The organism is Nonomuraea sp. NPDC049709 (genome assembly GCF_040674815.1).
In the GTDB taxonomy this organism is placed as follows: domain Bacteria; phylum Actinomycetota; class Actinomycetes; order Streptosporangiales; family Streptosporangiaceae; genus Nonomuraea.
This window is the reverse complement of sequence record NZ_JBFANM010000003.1, coordinates 51,349-70,447: the sequence shown is the minus strand read 5'-3', so window position 1 is coordinate 70,447 and position 19,099 is coordinate 51,349. Positions and strand designations below refer to the sequence as shown.

At 69.5% G+C, this 19,099-nt stretch carries 14 protein-coding genes; 9 read left to right on the top strand and 5 right to left on the bottom strand.

Translation table 11 applies throughout. The features are described from left to right. Window positions 1-3: 3 nt before the first annotated feature. A complete protein-coding gene (locus tag AB0J69_RS03895) occupies window positions 4-1,308 on the bottom strand; it encodes a M20/M25/M40 family metallo-hydrolase (protein WP_364112580.1) in 1,305 nt (434 codons plus the stop codon). Continuing rightward, window positions 1,305-2,297: an Lrp/AsnC family transcriptional regulator gene (locus tag AB0J69_RS03890; protein WP_364112578.1), complete on the bottom strand. Its 993-nt coding sequence runs from the start codon at window positions 2,295-2,297 to the stop codon at window positions 1,305-1,307. The genes AB0J69_RS03895 and AB0J69_RS03890 overlap by 4 nt, the downstream gene beginning before the upstream one ends. Window positions 2,298-2,407: 110 nt before the next feature. On the opposite strand from AB0J69_RS03890, the gene AB0J69_RS03885 reads away from it, so the two are divergent. After that, complete coding sequence (locus tag AB0J69_RS03885) at window positions 2,408-3,712, top strand: MFS transporter (RefSeq protein WP_364112576.1); 1,305 nt, start codon at window positions 2,408-2,410, stop codon at window positions 3,710-3,712. Here AB0J69_RS03885 and AB0J69_RS03880 read toward each other — a convergent pair. Further along, window positions 3,709-4,200: a gamma-glutamylcyclotransferase gene (locus tag AB0J69_RS03880; RefSeq protein WP_364112574.1), complete on the bottom strand. Its 492-nt coding sequence runs from the start codon at window positions 4,198-4,200 to the stop codon at window positions 3,709-3,711. The two genes, AB0J69_RS03885 and AB0J69_RS03880, sit on opposite strands and share 4 nt — an antisense overlap. A 213-nt stretch (window positions 4,201-4,413) precedes the next feature. Here AB0J69_RS03880 and AB0J69_RS03875 point away from each other — a divergent pair, with 213 nt between their 5' ends. The 7 genes from AB0J69_RS03875 (at window position 4,414) to AB0J69_RS03845 (ending at window position 14,726) form a co-directional block, all read left to right on the top strand. Then, window positions 4,414-5,802, top strand: coding sequence for an NAD(P)H-quinone dehydrogenase (locus AB0J69_RS03875; protein ID WP_364112572.1), 1,389 nt, complete (start codon window positions 4,414-4,416; stop codon window positions 5,800-5,802). A 134-nt stretch (window positions 5,803-5,936) separates the two neighbouring features. Further along, complete coding sequence (locus tag AB0J69_RS03870; RefSeq protein WP_364112570.1) at window positions 5,937-8,234, top strand: TIM-barrel domain-containing protein; 2,298 nt, start codon at window positions 5,937-5,939, stop codon at window positions 8,232-8,234. Window positions 8,235-8,251: 17 nt separating this feature from the next. Beyond that, entirely contained in the window at window positions 8,252-9,559 is a 1,308-nt protein-coding gene (locus tag AB0J69_RS03865; protein ID WP_364112568.1) for an extracellular solute-binding protein, read from the top strand. Continuing rightward, a complete protein-coding gene (locus AB0J69_RS03860; RefSeq protein WP_364112566.1) occupies window positions 9,560-10,432 on the top strand; it encodes a sugar ABC transporter permease in 873 nt (290 codons plus the stop codon). Continuing rightward, window positions 10,429-11,250, top strand: a complete 822-nt coding sequence (locus AB0J69_RS03855; protein ID WP_364112564.1) for a carbohydrate ABC transporter permease — start codon at window positions 10,429-10,431, stop codon at window positions 11,248-11,250. The genes AB0J69_RS03860 and AB0J69_RS03855 overlap by 4 nt, the downstream gene beginning before the upstream one ends. Window positions 11,251-11,266: 16 nt before the next feature. Further along, window positions 11,267-14,146, top strand: a complete 2,880-nt coding sequence (locus AB0J69_RS03850; protein ID WP_364112562.1) for a glycoside hydrolase family 3 C-terminal domain-containing protein — start codon at window positions 11,267-11,269, stop codon at window positions 14,144-14,146. A 112-nt stretch (window positions 14,147-14,258) separates the two neighbouring features. Next, window positions 14,259-14,726: a hypothetical protein gene (locus AB0J69_RS03845; RefSeq protein ID WP_364112560.1), complete on the top strand. Its 468-nt coding sequence runs from the start codon at window positions 14,259-14,261 to the stop codon at window positions 14,724-14,726. Here AB0J69_RS03845 and AB0J69_RS03840 read toward each other — a convergent pair. Together AB0J69_RS03840 and AB0J69_RS03835 are read right to left on the bottom strand one after the other, a co-directional pair. Beyond that, a complete protein-coding gene (locus AB0J69_RS03840; RefSeq protein ID WP_364112558.1) occupies window positions 14,695-15,438 on the bottom strand; it encodes a glycoside hydrolase family 16 protein in 744 nt (247 codons plus the stop codon). The genes AB0J69_RS03845 and AB0J69_RS03840 overlap by 32 nt on opposite strands. Further along, window positions 15,435-16,205 carry a glucose 1-dehydrogenase gene (locus tag AB0J69_RS03835; protein WP_364112556.1) on the bottom strand — a complete coding sequence of 257 codons (771 nt, stop codon included), beginning with the start codon at window positions 16,203-16,205 and terminating at the stop codon, window positions 15,435-15,437. Before AB0J69_RS03835 ends, AB0J69_RS03840 begins: the two co-directional genes overlap by 4 nt. Before the next feature lie 195 nt (window positions 16,206-16,400). Here AB0J69_RS03835 and AB0J69_RS03830 point away from each other — a divergent pair, with 195 nt between their 5' ends. Beyond that, a complete protein-coding gene (locus AB0J69_RS03830) occupies window positions 16,401-19,094 on the top strand; it encodes a cellulose binding domain-containing protein (protein ID WP_364112554.1) in 2,694 nt (897 codons plus the stop codon). The last annotated feature ends 5 nt before the right edge of the window (window positions 19,095-19,099 follow it).

Here is a 19,099-nt window from a genome sequence, read left to right as displayed (position 1 = left end):
ATCTCAGTAGTTTAGGAGGAGCCTGTCCAGAACCCGCACCCCGAACTGCAGCGCGTCGACCGGCACCCGCTCGTCCACCCCGTGGAACATCGAGGCGAAGTCCATGTCCGCCGGGAGCCGCAGCGGTACGAACCCGAACCCGCGCACCCCCAGGTCCGCGAAGAACGTCTTGTTGTCGGTGCCGCCCGACATGCAGTACGGGATCGCCCGCGCCGACGGGTCCTCGGCCTTGAGCGCCGCGATCATCGACTCCACGAGGGCGCCGTCGAACGAGGTCTCCAGCGCGATGTCGTGGTGGATGAACTCGCGCCGCACCTTCGGCCCGAGCAGCCCGTCCACGGTCTTGAAGAACTCCTCCTCGAACCCCGGCAGGAACCGCCCGTCGACCACGGCCGTGGCCTGGCCGGGGATGACGTTCGACTTGTAGCCGGCGCCGAGCTGGGTCGGGTTCGTGGTGTTGCGCAGCGTGGCGCCGACGAAGCGGACCAGCGGCCCGATCCTGTCCAGGACGGGCTGCGGGTCGTCCTCGTCGAACGGGAGCCCGAACGCGTCGGCGACCTCGGTGAGGAACTGGCGGACGGTGGGGGTGTAGGTCAGCGGCCAGTCGTGCTCGCCGATCCTGGCCACGGCCCTGGCGACCTCGGTGACGGCGTTGTCGGCGTTCAGCATCGAGCCGTGGCCGGCCGTGCCGTCGGCGATCAGCTTCATCCAGGCCAGGCCCTTCTGGGCGGTCTCGATCAGGTAGAGCCGCAGGGACGGGTCCACCTCCAGGGAGTAGCCGCCGACCTCGCTGATCGCCTCGGTGACGCCCTCGAACAGCTCGGGGTGGTGGGCGGTGAGGTATTTGGCGCCGTACACGCCGCCGGCCTCCTCGTCGGCCACCCAGGCGAAGACCATGTCACGCCGCGGCCTGAGCCCTTCGCGCTTGAAGCGGCGCAGCACGGCCAGCATCATCGCGTCCATGTCCTTCATGTCCACGGCGCCGCGGCCCCAGATGTAGCCGTCTCGTACCTCACCCGCGAACGGGTCCACCGACCAGTCGGCGGCGTTGGCCGGCACGACGTCCAGGTGGCCGTGCACGAGCAGGGCGGGCAGCGACGGGTCGGCGCCCTCGATGCGGGTGATCACGTTGCCGCGGCCCGGCTCGCTCTCGATGTAGGTGGACTCGATCCCGACCTCGGACAGCCTGGCCATGACGACCTCGGCCGCGGCCCGCTCGCCGGGGCCGCTGCCGTCCCCGTAGTTGCTGCTGTCGGCGCGGATCAGCTCGACGCACAGGTCGGCGACTTCCAGTTCGGCGGGTGTCATGGCGTTTTCTCCCAACGGTGGTCCAACGTGAGCAGTCCGGACTTGTGGAGGTGGCCGCGCTTGTAGGCGCGGGTGATCAGGGTGAGGTCGACGTCGGTGATCTCGTCGAACCGGCCGACGACGCCGGTCATGAACCGGTAGAGGTCCGCCTCGTGCGCCGACACGACCTGCACGATGAGGGAATGCGTGCCCGTGGTGGCGGCGCAGTAACGGACGTTCGGGTGCGCAGCCAGTTCCTGGCCGACCAGGTCCAGGCCGTGGGGGCGGACCTTCAGCCACAACATGGCCTCGACCTCCAGGCCGAGCAGCGCGGGCTCCACCTCCGCCCGCGGCAGCAGCAGCCGCCGCTCGATCAGCGAGGTGACCCGCCGGCGGGCGGTCGGCACGGAGACGTCCAGCCGCTCGGCGACCGCGGTGAAGGCGATCCGCCCGTCGGCGGTGAGCAGCTCGGCGATCTCCTGCTCCAGAGGTGACAGGCCGTCCTCGTCGGGCAGGCATTCCGGCAGCGGGTCCGGCCGCAGCTCGGCGACCTCCCGCTCGGTGAGGTACGGAGCGTGCCACTCGGCCACGGTCCTGAACGTGTGGAGCACGACTTGAGTCTGCGTCTGCAGGACGCCGTCGATGTCGGAGACCTGCGAGGACAGGATGCGGTGCAGGTCCTCGCGCGAGGGGGAGACCAGCTCGCAGCCGATGTCCGCGGCGCCGGTCAGGGAGTAGACCGACCGCGTGTCCGGCCGGTCGGCCAGCGCCTTGGCGACCTGTGCCGCAGTCCCCGGGCGTACCTGGACGTGCAGGTGCACGGGGCGGCCGTGCCCGGTGCGCAGGTCGTCGTAGATGGCCGTGACCCGGACGACCCCGTCCGAGATCAGCCGCTGCAACCGCCGGGCGACCGTGCGCTCGTGCTCGCCCACGGCCCTGCCGATCTCGCCCCACGAGGCGCGCGGGCTGACTTGCAGGGCGGCGACGAGACGCCGGTCGAGAACATCCACCTGCGGCCGTTTCTGTGTCGGGATTGTAAATATTGGTCCGGACATTTGACTGTTTCGGTCTTCCGAATGCACAGTAAGCCATCACCGCACCTGGCAGCAAAGGAGCCCACGTGGCCACCACCCCTGTGGCACACTCCCCACTCGGCATCCCCAAGAGCCGCGTACGCCAGCTCATGGCGGCCAGCATCGGCAACGTGGTCGAATGGTACGACTGGTACGCCTACAGCGCCCTCGCGACGTTCTTCTCCGTCCAGATCTTCCCGCCCAGCGCCGGCAACCCCCTGGTGCCGCTGCTGAGCTCCTTCGCGGTCTTCGCCGTGGGCTTCTTCATGCGCCCGCTCGGCGGCCTGCTGGTCGGCGCGTTCGCCGACAGGTACGGGCGCAAGTCCGCCATGACGTTCACGATCGTGCTCATGGGCGTGGGCTCGCTGCTCGTCGGCCTGACCCCCACCTACACGGCGGTCGGCCTGCTGGCCCCGGTCATGCTCACCGTGGCCCGGCTCATCCAGGGCCTGTCGGTGGGCGGCGAGTTCGCCGCCGCGACCACGTTCCTCGTGGAGTCGGCCCCCAAGGGCCGCCGCGGCCTCTACTCGAGCTTCCAGTACGTCAGCACCACCATCGGCCAGCTCATCGCCACCGGCCTGGCGGCCCTGCTGGCCACGATGCTGGTCACGGCCGACATGGACTCCTGGGGCTGGCGCGTCCCCTTCTTCGTGGGCGCCCTGCTCAGCCTCGTGGGCCTGTGGATCCGCAAGGGCGCCGACGAGACCTCGGCCGTGGCGGAGGAGATCCAGCGGGGCGAGGCGCAGCGGCCCAAGCTGTTCGAGTTCCTCAGGAGCTATCCGAGGTCGGCCGCGACGATCGTGGGCATCACCATCGCCGGCACGGTCGCGTACTACACGTGGACCACGTTTCTGCCCACGTACGCGCAGATCACCGTGGACTTCGACAAGGCGGACTCGCTCCAGATCGGCACCATCTGCCTGGTCTTCTTCATGGTCCTGCAGCCGCTGCTCGGCATGTTGTCGGACCGGATCGGGCGCAGGCCGATGCTGATCACCTTCGGGCTGGGGTTCGTCATCCTGCCCGTGCCGCTGCTCGGCCTGCTCACCGACGCCTACTGGAGCCTGCTGGTCGTGCAGCTCGTCGGCATGGTCTTCCTCGGCTGCTTCACCTCGATCTCGGCCGCGGTGAACTCGGAGCTCTTCCCGACCCGGGTGCGGGCGGCGGGCGCCGGGTTCCCGTATTCGCTGACCGTGGCGCTCTTCGGCGGCACCGCCCCGCTGATCGGCACCGCGCTGCAGGAGGCGGAGAACCCCGGGCTCTTCCCGTGGTACATGTCCGCGCTGGCGCTGGTCTCCCTCCTGGTCTACCTCTTCGTCCTCAAGGAGACCAAGGACGAGCCGCTGCGTTAACCGCCGAACGAGGTGCAGGGGCGCTCCCGCAACTCCTTGACGTAGTCGTCGGGGGCGCCCGCCCGCTCGGCCGCCTCGGCCAGGCTGCCCAGGTAGCGGGCCGAGGGCAGCCCGCCCTCGTAGCCGTCGAGCACGTAGAACCAGGCCACGACCTCGCCCTCCAGGGTCTGCACCCGCAGCCGCACCTTGTGGTAGGCGCCGCGCACCGCGCCCTCCCACTGGTCGAGCGAGGTCTCCTCCCAGTCGGGCACGTCATAGAGGACCACGAACACGTGCTCGTCGGGATCCTCGACGATCGTGGCGATCGAGCCCTCCCACGCCAGGTCCATGCCGCCGAACGTCAGCCGCCAGCCCGGCAGCCAGCCCACACCCCAGATCGGTGAATGGGGGGCACGCATGGCCATCTGCTCCGGATCCATGTTCGTGCCGTACGCGCCATAGAGTTTGAGGTCACTCGGCTTCCCCGACCGATCAGAAGGCCACGCCACGATCCACCCCTCTCGCCGGGTGCGACTTCGTCATCCAGCTACCGCGCCATCCTGCCACGCTGGACGGCCGCGACGGTCCATCGGATCCGGGCGTAAGGGCGTCGTGTCACACTTCGTCGCCCAGATCCCGATCGTCCCGGCGGACCGGGGCATCGGAGGCGTGGGAACGGCCCCGTTGCAGCTTCACGCCGGTCGTGCGGGACAATGGAACATGTGACGAGGATCGTGATCATCGGCGGCGGACCAGGCGGCTACGAGGCGGCGCTGGTGGCCGCCCAGCTAGGCGCGCAAGTCACGATGGTCGAGCAGGACGGCCCCGGTGGTGCGTGCGTGCTCACTGACTGCGTGCCGTCCAAGACGCTGATCGCGACCTCCGTCCGCAAGCAGGCCCTGCTCGACGCGTCCTCCGTGGGCGTGTCGTTCTCCGGCGGCCCCGATGGGGACACCGGGGTGGTCGGGGTCGACCTGCCACTGGTCAACAAGCGGGTCAAGGAGCTGGCCCAGGCCCAGTCGGCCGACATCGCCGCGCGGGTCGAGGCCGAGGGCGTCGAGATCGTCAATGCGCGCGGCCGGCTGGTGGATCCGCAGGTGGTGCGGGCGGGGGACCGGACGATCAGGGCCGACGTCGTGCTGGTGGCCACCGGGGCGACGCCGCGCGTGTTGCCGGGGGCCGAGCCCGACGGGGAGCGGATCCTCAACTGGCGCCAGCTCTACGACCTGGACGAGCTGCCCGAGCACCTGATCGTGGTCGGCTCCGGGGTGACGGGGGCGGAGTTCGCGGGCGCCTACCGCTCGCTGGGGTCGGAGGTCACGCTGGTCTCCAGCCGGGACCGGATGATGCCCAACGAGGACGCCGACGGCGCCGAGGTGCTCGAAGAGGTCTACCGGCGGCGCGGCATGAACGTCATGGGCCGCTCCCGGGCCTCCTCCGTCAAGCGCACGTCCCACGGGGTGGTCGTCACGCTGGAGGACGGGCGCACGGCCGAGGGGTCGCACGCGCTGATGACGGTCGGCATGGTCCCCAACACCTCCGGCATGGGCCTGGAGGAGGCCGGGGTGCAGCTCGACCGAGGCGGGTTCATCAAGGTGGACAAGGTCTCGCGCACGTCTGCGCCCGGGGTCTACGCGGCCGGCGACTGCACCGGCGTGCTGATGCTCGCCTCCGTCGCCGCCATGCAGGGGCGGATCGCGGTGTGGCACGCGCTGGGGGAGGCCGTGCAGCCGCTGCGGCTGGCCACGGTGGCCTCCAACATCTTCACCGACCCGGAGATCGCGGCGGTGGGCGTCGCCCAGCGGTCCATCGAGGCCGGCGAGATCGAGGCGAACGTGGTCAAGCTGCCGCTGGCCACCAACGCGCGGGCCAAGATGCAGGGGTTCAACGACGGGTTCGTGAAGCTGTTCTGCCGCCCGCACACCGGGATCGTGCTGGGCGGTGTGGTCGTGGCCCCCCGGGCCTCCGAGCTCATCCTGGCCGTGTCCGTGGCGGTGCAGCAGCGGCTGACCGTTGACCAGCTGGCGCACACGTTCGCGGTCTACCCGTCGTTGTCGGGGTCGATCACCGAGGCCGCCCGGCGGCTCATGCAGTCCGGCGTGCCCATCTAGTCACAGCGGTCCCAGGCGCGTGGTGCGGTGCACCACGCGCCTTTTTCGCGTTCCCGGGCAGTCACACCGTTGACGTTTGTTGGTATGGACAGCAAACTAATTCACGAGTTTGCGCCGTGTTTGAAGGAGCTTCCATGCCCTATCGCCCACCCTTGGTCGCGCACGAGTACTTCGTCGCGGACCCGCCCGAGTTGCCGGTCCGCACGCGCGGCGAGGCCGGCCTGTCGGCGGTCACCGCCGCCGAGCTGGTCGCGGCCGACGGCGCCGAGGTGATGCTGAAGGCGGTGACCTCGGCGGAGGAGACGCTGGTCGTCCAGGTCGGTGTGGCGGGCGAGGGCGTGATCCGGGTGCGGTTGTCCGAGGACGCCACCGCCCGGCCGCGCTCCGAGGGCGCGATCTCGCTGGTGACGCCCGGCACGTACTCAGGGGCACGTGCCGTGGCGGAGCCGGGTGAGCCGATAGTGCTCGACGCCGGGTCGTTGCGGGCCGAGATCACCTTGGCGCCGTGGCACCTGCGCTTCACCGACGCGGCCGGGGCCACGCTGGTCGAGCAGGACCGCGGGCACACCGACATCAGCGGCCGCCTGCGTACGCTGCCGTTCGGGCGCTCCAGTGCCGGGGGTACGCCCGTGGCCTATCACGAGAGCTTCGCCGCCGCGCCCGACGAGGCGTTCGCCGGGTTCGGCGAGTCGTTCACCCGGCTGGACAAGCGCGGCCAGCGGCCGGTCATGTGGAACTTCGACGCCTTTGGGGCCGAGTCGCAGCGGGCGTACAAGAACGTGCCCCTGTACGTGTCCAGCAACGGGTACGGCGTGCTGGTCGACAGCGGGGCGCCCATGGAGTTCGACATGTGCCAGTCCACGCACAGCGTCGTGCAGATCGTGGTGCCCGACGACGTGATGGACTACTACGTGATCGCCGGGCCGACGCCGTCCGAGGTTCTGGACCGTTACGACCTGCTGACCTGCCGGCCGTCGCTGCCGCCCAAGTGGGCGTTCGGGACCTGGATCTCCTCGGGGTTCCGCGTGGACAGCCAGGAGCGGGTGCTGGCCAGGGCGCGCACGATCAGGGAGCGCGGCATCCCGTGCGACGTGCTGCACCTGGACACCTACTGGCAGACCGACGGCCACTGGTCGGACCTCAGGTGGGACCCGGAGAACTTCCCGGACCCGGCCGGCATGCTGGCCGAGCTGGAGGGGATGGGGTTCAAGGTCTGCCTCTGGATGAATCCCTATATTTCCCACCTCAGCCCGACATTCCGCGAGGCCGCCGAAGCCGGATATTTCCTGAAAAACCAGGATGGAGACGCGTACGTCGCCGACTGCTGGCACGGCTCCTTCCCCGCCTGCGGCATCGTGGACCTCACGAACCCGGCGGCCGTCGAGTGGTTCAAGGACCTGCTGCGCCCGCTGCTGCGCCAGGGCGTGGCCGCGTTCAAGACCGACTTCGCCGAGGGCGTGCCCAGCGACGCGGTGGCGTTCAACGGCATGACCGGCACCGACCTGCACAACGTCTACACCCTGCTGTTCAACGACGTCGTCGCCGGCGTCACCCGCGAGATCAACGGGCACGAGCTGGTGTGGGCGCGCTCGTCGTACCTGGGCGGCCAGCGGCACAGCGCCCAGTGGGGCGGCGACACCTACACCAGCTACGCCGCCATGGGCAGCACGATCCGCGGCGGGCTCGCGCACGGCCTGTCCGGCGTGCCGTTCTGGAGCCACGACGCCGGCGGCTTCACCGGCCGCCCGACCGACGACCTGTACGTCCGCTGGGCCCAGTTCGGCGCCCTGTCGCCGCTGCTGCGGCTGCACGGCACCACGACCCGCGAGCCGTGGGAGTTCCCGGAGGTCGAGGCGGAGGCCGTGGCGGCGCTGAAGCTGCGTTACCGGCTGATGCCCTACATCTACTCGGCGGCCGTCGAGGCCGCGCGCACCGGCGCGCCGATGATGCGCGCGCTGTGCGTGGACCATCCCGACGATCCGGTGGCCTGGCAGGCCGACCTGCAGTACCTGCTCGGCCGCGACCTGCTCGTCGCCCCCATGACCGCTCCGGAGGGCACCCGGCAGGTGTACCTGCCGCGCGGCCAGTGGGTGGACTACTGGACGGGCGAGGTGCTGGACGGCGCCCGCTACGTCCGGGTCAGCAAGCCGCTCGACCAGATCCCGCTGTTCGTCCGGTACGGCGCACTCATCCCTGTCCAAGAGCAGGGCGACACGGTGGACGTGCCGGCCGAGATCACCCTCGTCGCCTTCGGGGGCGGCGACGGCCCCGGCACCCACACTGCCGAAATCCACGACGCGGACGGCGTGACGGTCGCCGTCGCCACCAGGGACGGCGACGAGCTGCGCGTCGTCGTCACCGGTCCGAAGCGGGTCACCGGGGTCGAGATCGTCCCGGCGACCGGGGCTCCCGCGCGGGCCGTCATCTCGTAACACCCCCTGGAGGGATCATGGTCAAACTGAGAGGCGCCGCGGTGCTGGCCGCCGCCGCGCTCGCCCTGTCGGCCTGCGGCTCGGGCGGAGGTTCGGACACCCCCAGCCCGAGTGGAACCCAGCCGCGCGTGCTGAAGCTCTGGCACTACGAGTCGGCCGACAGCGCCATGGGCAAGGCGTGGGCCGAGGCGATCAAGAAGTTCGAGGCGTCGCACCCGAACGTGACCGTCAAGTTCGAGGAGAAGGGCTTCGAACAGATCCAGAAGACGGCCAGCATGGTGCTCAACTCCGACGAGGCGCCCGACATCATGGAGTACAACAAGGGCAACGCCACGTCCGGGCTGCTGTCCAAGCAGGGCCTGCTGACGGATCTGAGCGAGGAGGTCACCAAGCGCGGCTGGGACAAGCTGCTGCCCGGCGGCCTGCAGACCACTGCCAGATATGACGACCGGGGCGTGATGGGCACCGGCAAGTGGTTCGGCGTGCCCAACTACGGCGAGTTCGTGATGGTCTATTACAACAAGGAGCTGTTCGACAAGCACAAGGTCGCGGTCCCGACCACGTACGAGGAGTTCACCGCCGCGCTGGACACCTTCGTCAAGGCCGGGGTGACCCCCATCTCGAACGCCGGGGCCGAGTACCCGGCGCAGCAGATCTTCTACCAGCTCGCGCTGACCAAGGCGCAGAAGCCGTGGCTGGAGGCGTTCCAGTCCTACAAGGGCAAGGTCGACTTCCACGGCCCCGAGTTCACCTACGGCGCCGACACGTTCGCCGACTGGGTGAAGAAGGGCTACATCGCCAAGAACTCCGCCGGGCTCAAGGCCGAGGACATGGGCGTGGCGTTCATGAACGGCAAGTTCCCCATCGTGATCAGCGGAAGCTGGTGGTACGGCCGCTTCGCCTCCGAGATCAAGGACTTCGAGTGGGGGCACTTCCTGTTCCCCGGCGCCACGATGTCGCCCGGTTCGAGCGGCAACCTCTGGGTGGTCCCCGAGAAGTCGGAGAACAAGGACCTGGCCTACGACTTCATCGACATCACGATGACCAAGGACATCCAGAACCTGCTCGGCAACTCCGGCGGCGTCCCCGTGGCCGCCGACCCGGCCGCGATCACCGACGCGAAGAGCAAGGAGCTCATCGAGACCTTCAACAAGCTGACCACCTCCGACGGCCTGGCCTTCTACCCCGACTGGCCGGCGCCCGGCTACTACGACGTGATGGTGGCCGGGGTCCAGGAGCTCATCAACGGCAGCAAGACCTCTGCCCAGGTGCTGGACGAGCTGGCCAAGCCGTACGAGGACAACCTCGCCGACATTGGCAACTAGATGAGAGTGCGCACGAGCGGCAGGCGGGGGTACTGGCTCTACCTGATCCCCAGCCTGCTGCTGTTCCTGGCCGTCATCGTCGTGCCGTTCCTGATGAACGTCGGCGCCAGCTTCACCCGCTGGTCGGGGGTGGGCACGCCGCGCTGGATCGGGCTCGACAACTACACCCGGCTGCTGGCGGACGAGCGGTTCTGGCAGTCGTTCCAGCACAACGTGGGCCTGATCGTGGCCATGGCCGTCGTGCCGACCGCGATCGGCCTCGTGCTGGCGGCCGCGCTGTTCGACTACATCGGCAAGCGGTTCGGGACGCGCACGGCCTCCGCGCTGCGCGCGATGTACTACCTGCCGCAGGTCCTGCCGGTGGCGGTGGCGGGCGTGGTGTGGGGGTGGATGCTGCACCCGTCGTACGGCGCCGTCAACCAGATCTTCGGGCTGGACCTCGACTGGCTCGGCGACCCCGACCTGGCGCTGGCCACGGTCATGGGGATCATGGTCTGGTTCCAGCTCGGCTACCCGGTCGTGATCTTCATGGCCGGGTTGCAGCGCGTGGACCCGTCCTACTACGAGGCCGCCGAGATCGACGGGGCCTCGTGGTGGCGCAAGTTCTGGCACATCACGATCCCGCAGATCCGGCCGGAGATCTTCGTGGTCCTGCTGACGTGCACGATCGCCGCGCTGAAGGTGTTCGGGCCGATCTTCGTGCTGACCCGCGGAGGGCCCGGCAACGCGACGATGGTGCCGTCGTACTTCTCGTACCTGAACTTCTTCCAGAAGAGCAACGTCGGGTACGGCTCCGCGATCGCCACGGTGCTGGCGCTGATCATCATCGTGGTGACGTTCCTGTTCCTGCGTGTCCAGGAGCGTGAGTCATGAGAGGGCCCGGACGCTGGGCCGTGCTGTTCGCGCTGGTCGTGCTCGCGGTCGTGATGATCTTCCCGTTCCTGATCGTGGGGATGAACGCGATCAAGTCGCCGGCCGAGTACAGCTCGCAGGGGCCGCTGAGCCTGCCCGACGGGCTCTACCTCCAGGGGATCGTCGACTTCTGGAACCGGGTGGAGTTCGGCACCAAGCTCTGGAACAGCTTCGTCATCAGCGCGTCCGTCGCGGTGCTGGCGGTCGTGCTGTCCGTGCTCAACGCGTACGCGCTGGGCATCGGCCGGGTGAAGGGCCGGCTGTGGATCCTGGTGCTGTTCCTGGTGGCCAACACGCTGCCGCAGGAGGCGCTGGCCTATCCGCTGTACTACCTGGCCAAGGCCGTGGGCCTCTACGACACCCAGCTCGCGGTGATCATCGTCATGACCGCGATCCAGGCGGCGTTCGGCACGTACCTGCTGAGCGCGGTCCTGGGCCAGTTCCCGAAGGAGATCCTGGAGGCGGCGGCGATTGACGGCGCGGGGCGGCTGCGGTCGTTGTGGCGGATCGTGGTGCCGATCAGCCGGCCGACGATCAACGTGCTGCTGATCTTCTTCTTCATCTGGACCTGGAACGAGTTCTTCCTGCCGCTGATCTTCCTGATCTCCAACGACACCCAGACGGTGCCCGTCGCGCTCGGTGTCCTGCAGGGCGAGAAGTACATGGACGCCACCATGTCCAGCGCCTCGGCCCTGCTCGGCGTCGTACCGGCGATCGCCTTCTTCCTGATCTTCCAGCGGACGCTGACCCGAGGTGTGACGGTCGGCGCCATCAAGTGATGGAGAACCACCAATAATGCGAAAAATCCCGTTATTAGCGGCCGTCGCTCTCGCGGCCTCGATGCTGGCCGTGCCGCCCGCCCAGGCGGCCGAGACCCACCCGTTCCAGGACCCGAGCCTGCCGCTGGAGCAGCGCGTCAGCGACCTGCTCGGCCGGCTCACGCTGGACGAGAAGCTGAGCCTGCTGCACCAGTCGCAGCCGGCGATCCCGCGCCTGGGCATCGCCTACCACAAGAACGGCACCGAGGCCCTGCACGGCGTCGCCTGGTCCAACCACCTCAACGACAACTGGAACCAGAAGTTCGCCAGCGGCACCGTGTTCCCGCAGGCGGTGGGCCTGGCCAGCACCTGGGATCCCGAGCTGATCAGGAAGGTCGGCTCGGCCGTGGGCGACGAGACGCGCGGCTACAACGCCGCCGATCCCGTCCTGTGGGGCCTGCAGGTGTGGGCGCCGGTGGTCGACCTGCTGCGCGACCCGCGGGCGGGCCGGAACGAGGAGGGCTACTCGGAGGACCCGCTGCTGACCGGGGCCATCTCGACGGCGTACGGCAAGGGGCTGCAGGGTGACGACCCCTTCTACCTGAAGACCGCGCCCGTCCTGAAGCACTACCTGGCCTACAACAACGAGACCAACCGCAGCCTGACCTCCTCCAACCTGACGCCGAAGCTCAAGCACGAGTACTACGAGCCGGCCTTCAAGGCGGCCGTCTCGGCCGACGCCGCGACCGGGGTCATGGCGTCGTACAACCTGGTCAACGGGCGGCCCAACCACGTCAACCCGGACCTGAACGACGTGGTCAGGTCGTGGACGGACAAGACGCTCTACAACCCCAGCGACGCGTGGGGGCCGCACGCGCTCACCGACCTGGAGCGGTACTACGACAACAAGCCCGAGGCGTTCGCCGCGGTGCTCAAGGCCGGGCTCGACAGCTTCACCATCGACAACAGCGACATCGGCCCGATGGTCACGAACCTCAAGGCCGCGCTCGACCAGGGCCGCATCACCGTGGCGGACGTGGACAAGTCGGTGCGCAGCGTGCTGTCCATCCGCACCCGGCTGGGGCACTTCGACCCGGACGGCGGGCCGTACAAGAAGATCGGCACGGACGTGATCAACAGCGCGGCCAACAAGCGGCTCAACCGGGAGACCGCCGGGAAGGCGGCCGTGCTGCTGCGGAACTCCGGCGTGCTGCCGCTGGCCAAGCCGCGGTCGGCGGCCGTGGTGGGGCCGCTGTCGGCCAAGCTCTACCGCGACTGGTACTCCGGCGAGATGCCGTACAAGGTGACGCCGCTCGACGGGATCAAGGATCGCGTCGGCTCCGTCACCACCGGGGAGGGACTGGAGCGGATCGCGCTCAAGCACCTGGACTCCGGCAGGTACATCACCGCCACCGGCACCGGCCCGAACGACAACGCGGCGCTCACCGACACCACGCCCACCACGGCCTCGCAGTGGGACCTGACTGACTGGACCGGCGGCGTCTCCACGCTGCGCAACGCGGGCAACGGCAGGCTGCTCGGCGGTGACTGGCGCTCGCTCGACACCGACGACGCCGAGCCCGACGGCTGGTACGTCTCGCAGCAGTTCGCGCTGGAGAGGCAGGCCGACGGCAGCCACCTGATCAAGTACGCCGGCTACGAGACGGTCGAGGGCTGGTTCGCCCTGCCCGACGCGTACGTGGGCGTCACCGACGGCACGCTCGGCCTGGTGCCCAAGGCGCAGGCCGCCAAGTTCGGCAAGGAGGTCGTCTCCGACGGCGTCGCCGAGGCCGCCGCGCAGGCCGCCAAGGCCGAGGTCGCGGTCGTGGTGGTGGGCAGCCACCCGTTCGTGGCCGGGCGCGAGTTCCACGACCGCGAGAACCTGCGGCTCGGCGAGGGCCAGCGGCGGCTGATCGACGCCGTGCGCAAGGCCAACCCGAAGACGGTCGTCGTCCTGGAGACCAGCTACCCGGTCATCGTGGACGCGCCGACGCTGCTGTGGACCACGCACGCGGGCGCCGAGACCGGGCACGCCGTCGCCGACGTGCTCTTCGGCGACGTCAACCCGGGTGGCCGGCTCACCCAGACCTGGCCGGCGACCGACGAGCTGCCCAGCATCCTGGACTACGACCTGACCAGGACCGGGATGACGTACCTGTACGGCGAGGACAAGCCGCTCTACGCCTTCGGGCACGGGCTGAGCTACACCTCCTTCGGTTACCAGGGCCTCAGGGTCCAGGGCGACAAGGTGAGCGTGAAGGTCGCCAACACCGGCAGGGCCAGGGGCGACGAGGTGGTCCAGCTCTACACCCACCAGCACGAGTCCCGCTTCACGCAGCCGGTCAAGCAGCTGCGCGGCTTCCAGCGGGTGACGCTGAACCCGGGCGAGACGCGCACCGTGACGTTCACCCTGAAGAAGTCGGACCTGGCCGTCTGGGACCACACCCGGAACAAGTGGGCGGTCGAGAACGCCACCCACGACGTCCTCGTCGGCTCCGCCTCCGACCGGATCCGCCAGGCCACGACCCTGCGCGTGTCCGGCGAGACCATCCCCGTGCGCGACCTGACCAGGACGACCCGGGCGATGGACTTCGACGGCTACTCGGGCGTCGCCTTCGCCGACGAGAGCAAGGCGGGCGGCGAGGTCGTCGAGGGCTCGGCCGGCGACTGGGTGTCGTACACCGGCGCCTCCTGGGGCCCGCGCCTGACGGCCGCGGTGTCCTCGGTGAGCGGCGGTTCGTTCGAGGTGCGCCGCGGCTCGCCGACCGGCACGCTGCTCGCGACCGTGCAGGTGCCCGCCACCGGCGGGATCTACCAGTACGGCACCGCGAGCGCGACGGTGAAGGCCGGCACCGGCGGCCTCTACCTGGTGTTCAAGGGCGACCTGCGGATCAAGGACTTCGCGCTCGCCCGGTGATCTCACCCTGACGGATGGCGGCCACGGTCTCGTGGCCGCCATTCGCTTGCCCTTTTTGGATAGCAATGATATCTAATCTAGTTGGATAGTGGCGCTATCTATGGAGGGTCTCATGGTTCTGATCGTGTTGCTGGTCGCCACGGTGGTGTTCCGGCTGCTGGGGGTGCTGGGTGTCGGCCGGTTCGGCACGTGGCGGGTGAGCGCGGCCCACGGGCTGGCGGTCATGCTCGTCGTGACCGCCAGCGCCCACTTCGTCCCGGCCGGCGTGACGTTCATGCCGAACCACGCCGACATGGTGGCGATAGTGCCGCCTTTCGTGCCGTTCCCGGCCTTCATGGTGTACGCGTCCGGCGTGCTGGAGCTGGCCGGGGCCGCGGGGCTGGTGCTCGAAAGCACCCGCAGGGCCGCCGGGGTGGCCCTGGCGGTGTTGTTCGTGCTCCTGCTGCCGGCGAACGTCCACGCCGTCGCGGCCGGTTCCGAGCTCGCCTCGCCGCTGTGGCAGCGGATCCCCGAGCAGGCGCTCTACATCGGGATCGCGCTCTGGGCGGCTATCGGTAACCGCGCACGTAGTCGACGGTGAACTCCTTGGGGTACGGGCCGTGCGGCTCGAATTCGTAGATGTTGAGCATGAGCTGCATCGGATAGTCCGGCGACTGGTGGACCGTCCTGACGAGGTCGCCGTCCACGAAGAAGGAGACGTGGTCCGGGGTCCAGTCGGCGGCGTACACGTGGAACTCCCGGGCGTCGATGGGCAGCGTCTCCACCGTGAAGTCGTCGGTGATGCGCGGGTCGGCGAAGGGGTGGACACCCATGCCGATCCGCGCGGAGCCGGGCCGGACGTCACGGCCGAAGATCTCCGCGATGCAGATCTCCGCCGACCGCTCGGGCGCGTCCTCGTAGCCGATCATCCAGAGCGCGACCATGCTGTGCGGGTCGTCGGTCGCCCTGGCCCGCATCTCGATCAGGCCGTACCGGGGGGTGTAGAGCCTGACGGGCGTCTGGGCCTCGCGGACGACGGCGTCCGGGCCGCGACCGTGCTGGCCGACGCGGCTGCCGACCGGACCGGCGTACACGCCCGTCTGCAGGGAGGAGACCCGCAGCTTGCCCTCCAGGTCCGGGCACCACGGCGGCTGGTCCTCCTCGATGCGCAGCCGGAGCAGGCCGTCGCCGAGCCGGTGGCGGGCGGCCGAGCGGTCGCGGGTGGTCCACTGCGGCAGGTAGCGGGCGATCCACTTCGACTCGTCGATCCGGTCGCCGTCGAAGGTGTCCTCGAACACCAGCACCCTCGTCACCGGACCGTCCAGCCGCCGTCGATGACGAGCGTGTGCCCCGTGATCAGCGAGGCGGCCGGCGAGGCCAGGAAGAGCACGGCGCCCGCGACGTCCATGGGCTCGCCGATGCGGTGCAGCGCCGCGATCCGCTCGATCACGTCCGCCTCGAACGCCGGGTCGGACAGGGCCGGCGCGGTGCCCGGGGTGCGGATGAAGGTGGGGGCCACGTTGTTCACGGTGATGCCGTGGGGGCCCCATTCGACGGCGAGGCAGCGGGTGAGGTGTGCGATGGCGGCCTTTGTCATGCAATAGATGGACTCGCCGGGCAGGGCCACCTCGCCGGCCTGGGAGCCGACGTTCACGATCCGGCCGTACCCCTGGCCGATCATGACCCGGCCCGCCGCCTGGCTGGCCAGGAAGGTGCCCTTCAGGTTCACCTGCAGGGTCCGGTCGAAGTCGTCCTCGGTCACGTCCTCGGCCGGGTTGCCGGGGGCGATGCCCGCGTTGTTGACCAGGAGGTCGATCCGGCCGAACCGGTCCACGACCTGCCGCACCGCCTCGGCGATCTGCCCAGGGGCGGCCATGTCCATCTGCAGGGGCAGCGCCACGCGGCCCAGCGCCCGGATCTCGTCCGCCATCCCGCCGTCCGCCCCGGCGTCCCGGAGGCCCAGCGCGACGTCCGCCCCGGCGTTGGCCAGCGCCAGCGAGATCGCCCGCCCGAGACCCCGCGCCGCGCCCGTGACCAGCGCGATCTTCCCGTCGACGCGGTAATCAGGGAATGTCGTCATCGTGCCTCCTGGGCCTGGTTAATTCGTTGCATATCCAAACTATTGACCTCCGCCGCGCGCGTGTGTGAGCCTTCTGGTGGAAAGCTCATGCGCGAAGGCGCGGCGACGGTCAGGGTCCTGCATTCTGCTCGTGCATGGCGGTCATCTGACGCCTTTGGGGCGCCTCTTGGCGTGCCTGGAAAGGAAGAGCCGCGCATGCGAAGAAGATTATTCGTCATGCTCACGACCGCCGCCGTCCTGCTGGTGGCGGCCGTCGTGCGGATGTCGCCGGTATCGGCGGTCGCCTCGGATCCGTACGCGTACAAGAACGTCCGGATCGACGGCGGTGGCTTCGTACCCGGCATCATCTTCAACCCGACGGAACGCAACCTCATCTACGCCCGCACCGACATCGGCGGCGCGTACCGGTGGAACCAGTCCACCAGGTCCTGGACCCCGCTGCTCGACTGGGTCGGCTGGGACAAGTGGGGCTACAACGGCGTGATCAGCCTGGCCACCGACCCCGTGCAGACCAACCGCGTGTACGCCGCCGTCGGCATGTACACCAACAGCTGGGACCCCAACAACGGCGCCATCCTGCGCTCGACGGACAGGGGCAACACCTGGCAGGTCACCGCGCTGCCGTTCAAGCTGGGCGGCAACATGCCCGGCCGCGGCATGGGCGAGGCCCTCTCCGTGGACCCGAACGACAACCGCGTCCTGTACTTCGGCGCCCCCAACGGCAACGGCCTGTGGCGCAGCACCGACTACGGCGCGACCTGGTCGAAGGTGACGGCGTTCCCCAACGCCGGGAACTACGCCCAGGACCCCAGCGACCCCAACGGCTACCTGAGCCACCGGCCGGGCGTGGTCTGGGTGACCTACGACAAGCGCTCGTCCACCGCGGGCACCGCCACCAGGACCATCTACGTGGGCGTCGCCGACAAGGAGAACACCGTCTACCGCACCACGGACGGGGGCGCCACCTGGTCGCGGCTGGCCGGCCAGCCCACCGGCTACATCGCCCACAAGGGCGTGCTCGACACCGTCAACGGCTACCTCTACCTCGCTACGAGCGACACCGGCGGGCCGTACGACGGGGCCAAGGGCGACGTGTGGCGCTACGCCACCGCGACCGGCGTCTGGACCCAGATCAGCCCCGTCCCGTCCTCCAGCGCCGACGACTACTTCGGCTACAGCGGCCTGACCGTCGACCGGCAGAACCCGGGCACCATCATGGTGGCCACGCAGATCTCGTGGTGGCCGGACGTCATCTTCTTCCGCTCCACCGACTCCGGCGCCACGTGGACCCGCGTGTGGGACTGGACGTCATATCCCAACCGCTCGTTCCGCTACAAGATGGACATCGCCGAGAACCCCTGGCTGACCTTCGGCACCAACCCGCAGCCGCCCGAGGTCACGCCCAAGCTCGGCTGGATGACCGAGTCCCTGGAGATCGACCCGTTCGACTCCAACAGGATGATGTACGGCACCGGCGCCACGATCTACGGCACCGAGAACCTGGCGCTCTGGGACTCGGGCGGGCAGTTCACCATCAAGCCGATGGCCAAGGGCCTGGAGGAGACGGCGGTCCTCGACCTGATCAGCCCGCCGAGCGGCGCACCCCTGGTCAGCGGCCTGGGTGACATCGCCGGGTTCCGGCACACGAACCTGGACGCCGTACCGCCGATGATGTTCACGGCGCCCGTCTTCACCTCCACCACCAGCCTGGACTACGCGGAGAAGGCGCCCTCGATCATGGTCAGGGCGGGCAACTTCACCGACGCCGACCGCCCCAACGACAGCCACGTGGCCTTCTCCACGGACGGCGGCGCCAACTGGTTCCAGGGCACGGAGCCGGGCGGCATCAACGAGGGCGGCACGGTCGCGGCGGCGGCCGACGGCTCCCGCTTCGTCTGGGCCCCCAAGGGCGTCGCCCCGGTCTACTCGGTCGGCTACGGCAACTCCTGGCAGCAGGCGTCGGGCCTGCCGACGGGGGCGATCGTGGAGTCCGACCGGGTCAACCCGATGAAGTTCTACGGCCTCAGCGGCGGCCGCCTGTACGTCAGCACGAACGGCGGCGCCACGTTCACCGCCGCCGCGGCGAACGGCCTGCCCGCGAACGGCAAGGTCAAGGCCGTGCCCGGCGTCGAGGGCGACCTCTGGGTCGCGGGCGAGGGCGGCATGTGGCACTCGACGAACAGCGGCACCTCCTTCACGAAGCTGCCGGCCATCACGAACGCGGTCAACGTCGGCTTCGGCAAGGCGGCGCCCGGCGGGACGTACATGGCGGTCTTCGCGGTCGCCACGATCGACGGCGTCACGGGCCTGTACCGCTCCGACGACGGCGGGTCGAATTGGTCACGCATCAACGACGACAAGCACCAGTGGGGCAACATGGGCGAGGCCCTGACGGGCGACCCGCGCGTGTACGGCCGCGTCTATCTGGGCACCAACGGCCGCGGCATCATCTACGGCGACCGCACCGGCCCGCCCGTCACGGTCACCCCGACCGTGACCCCCACCGTCACCCCGACCGTGACCCCCACCGTCACCCCGACCGTGACGCCCACGGTCACACCCACGGTCACGCCCACCACGGGCACCGGTTGCACGGCGACGTACAAGGCGGGCAACGCGTGGCCGGGCGGCTTCCAGGCGGAGGTGTCGGTCAAGAACACCGGCACGTCCGCGATCAACGGCTGGAAGGTGACGTGGAGCTGGGCGGGTGACCAGAAGATCAGCCAGATCTGGAGCGCCACCCAGACCCAGACGGGGGCCGACGTGACGGCCGTGAACGCCGGCTACAACGGCAACCTGGCGGCCGGCGCCACGGCGTCGTTCGGCTTCAACGGCAGCTACACCGGCACCCACACCTCACCCACCACTCTCACCTGCACTCCGGCGTAGGACGA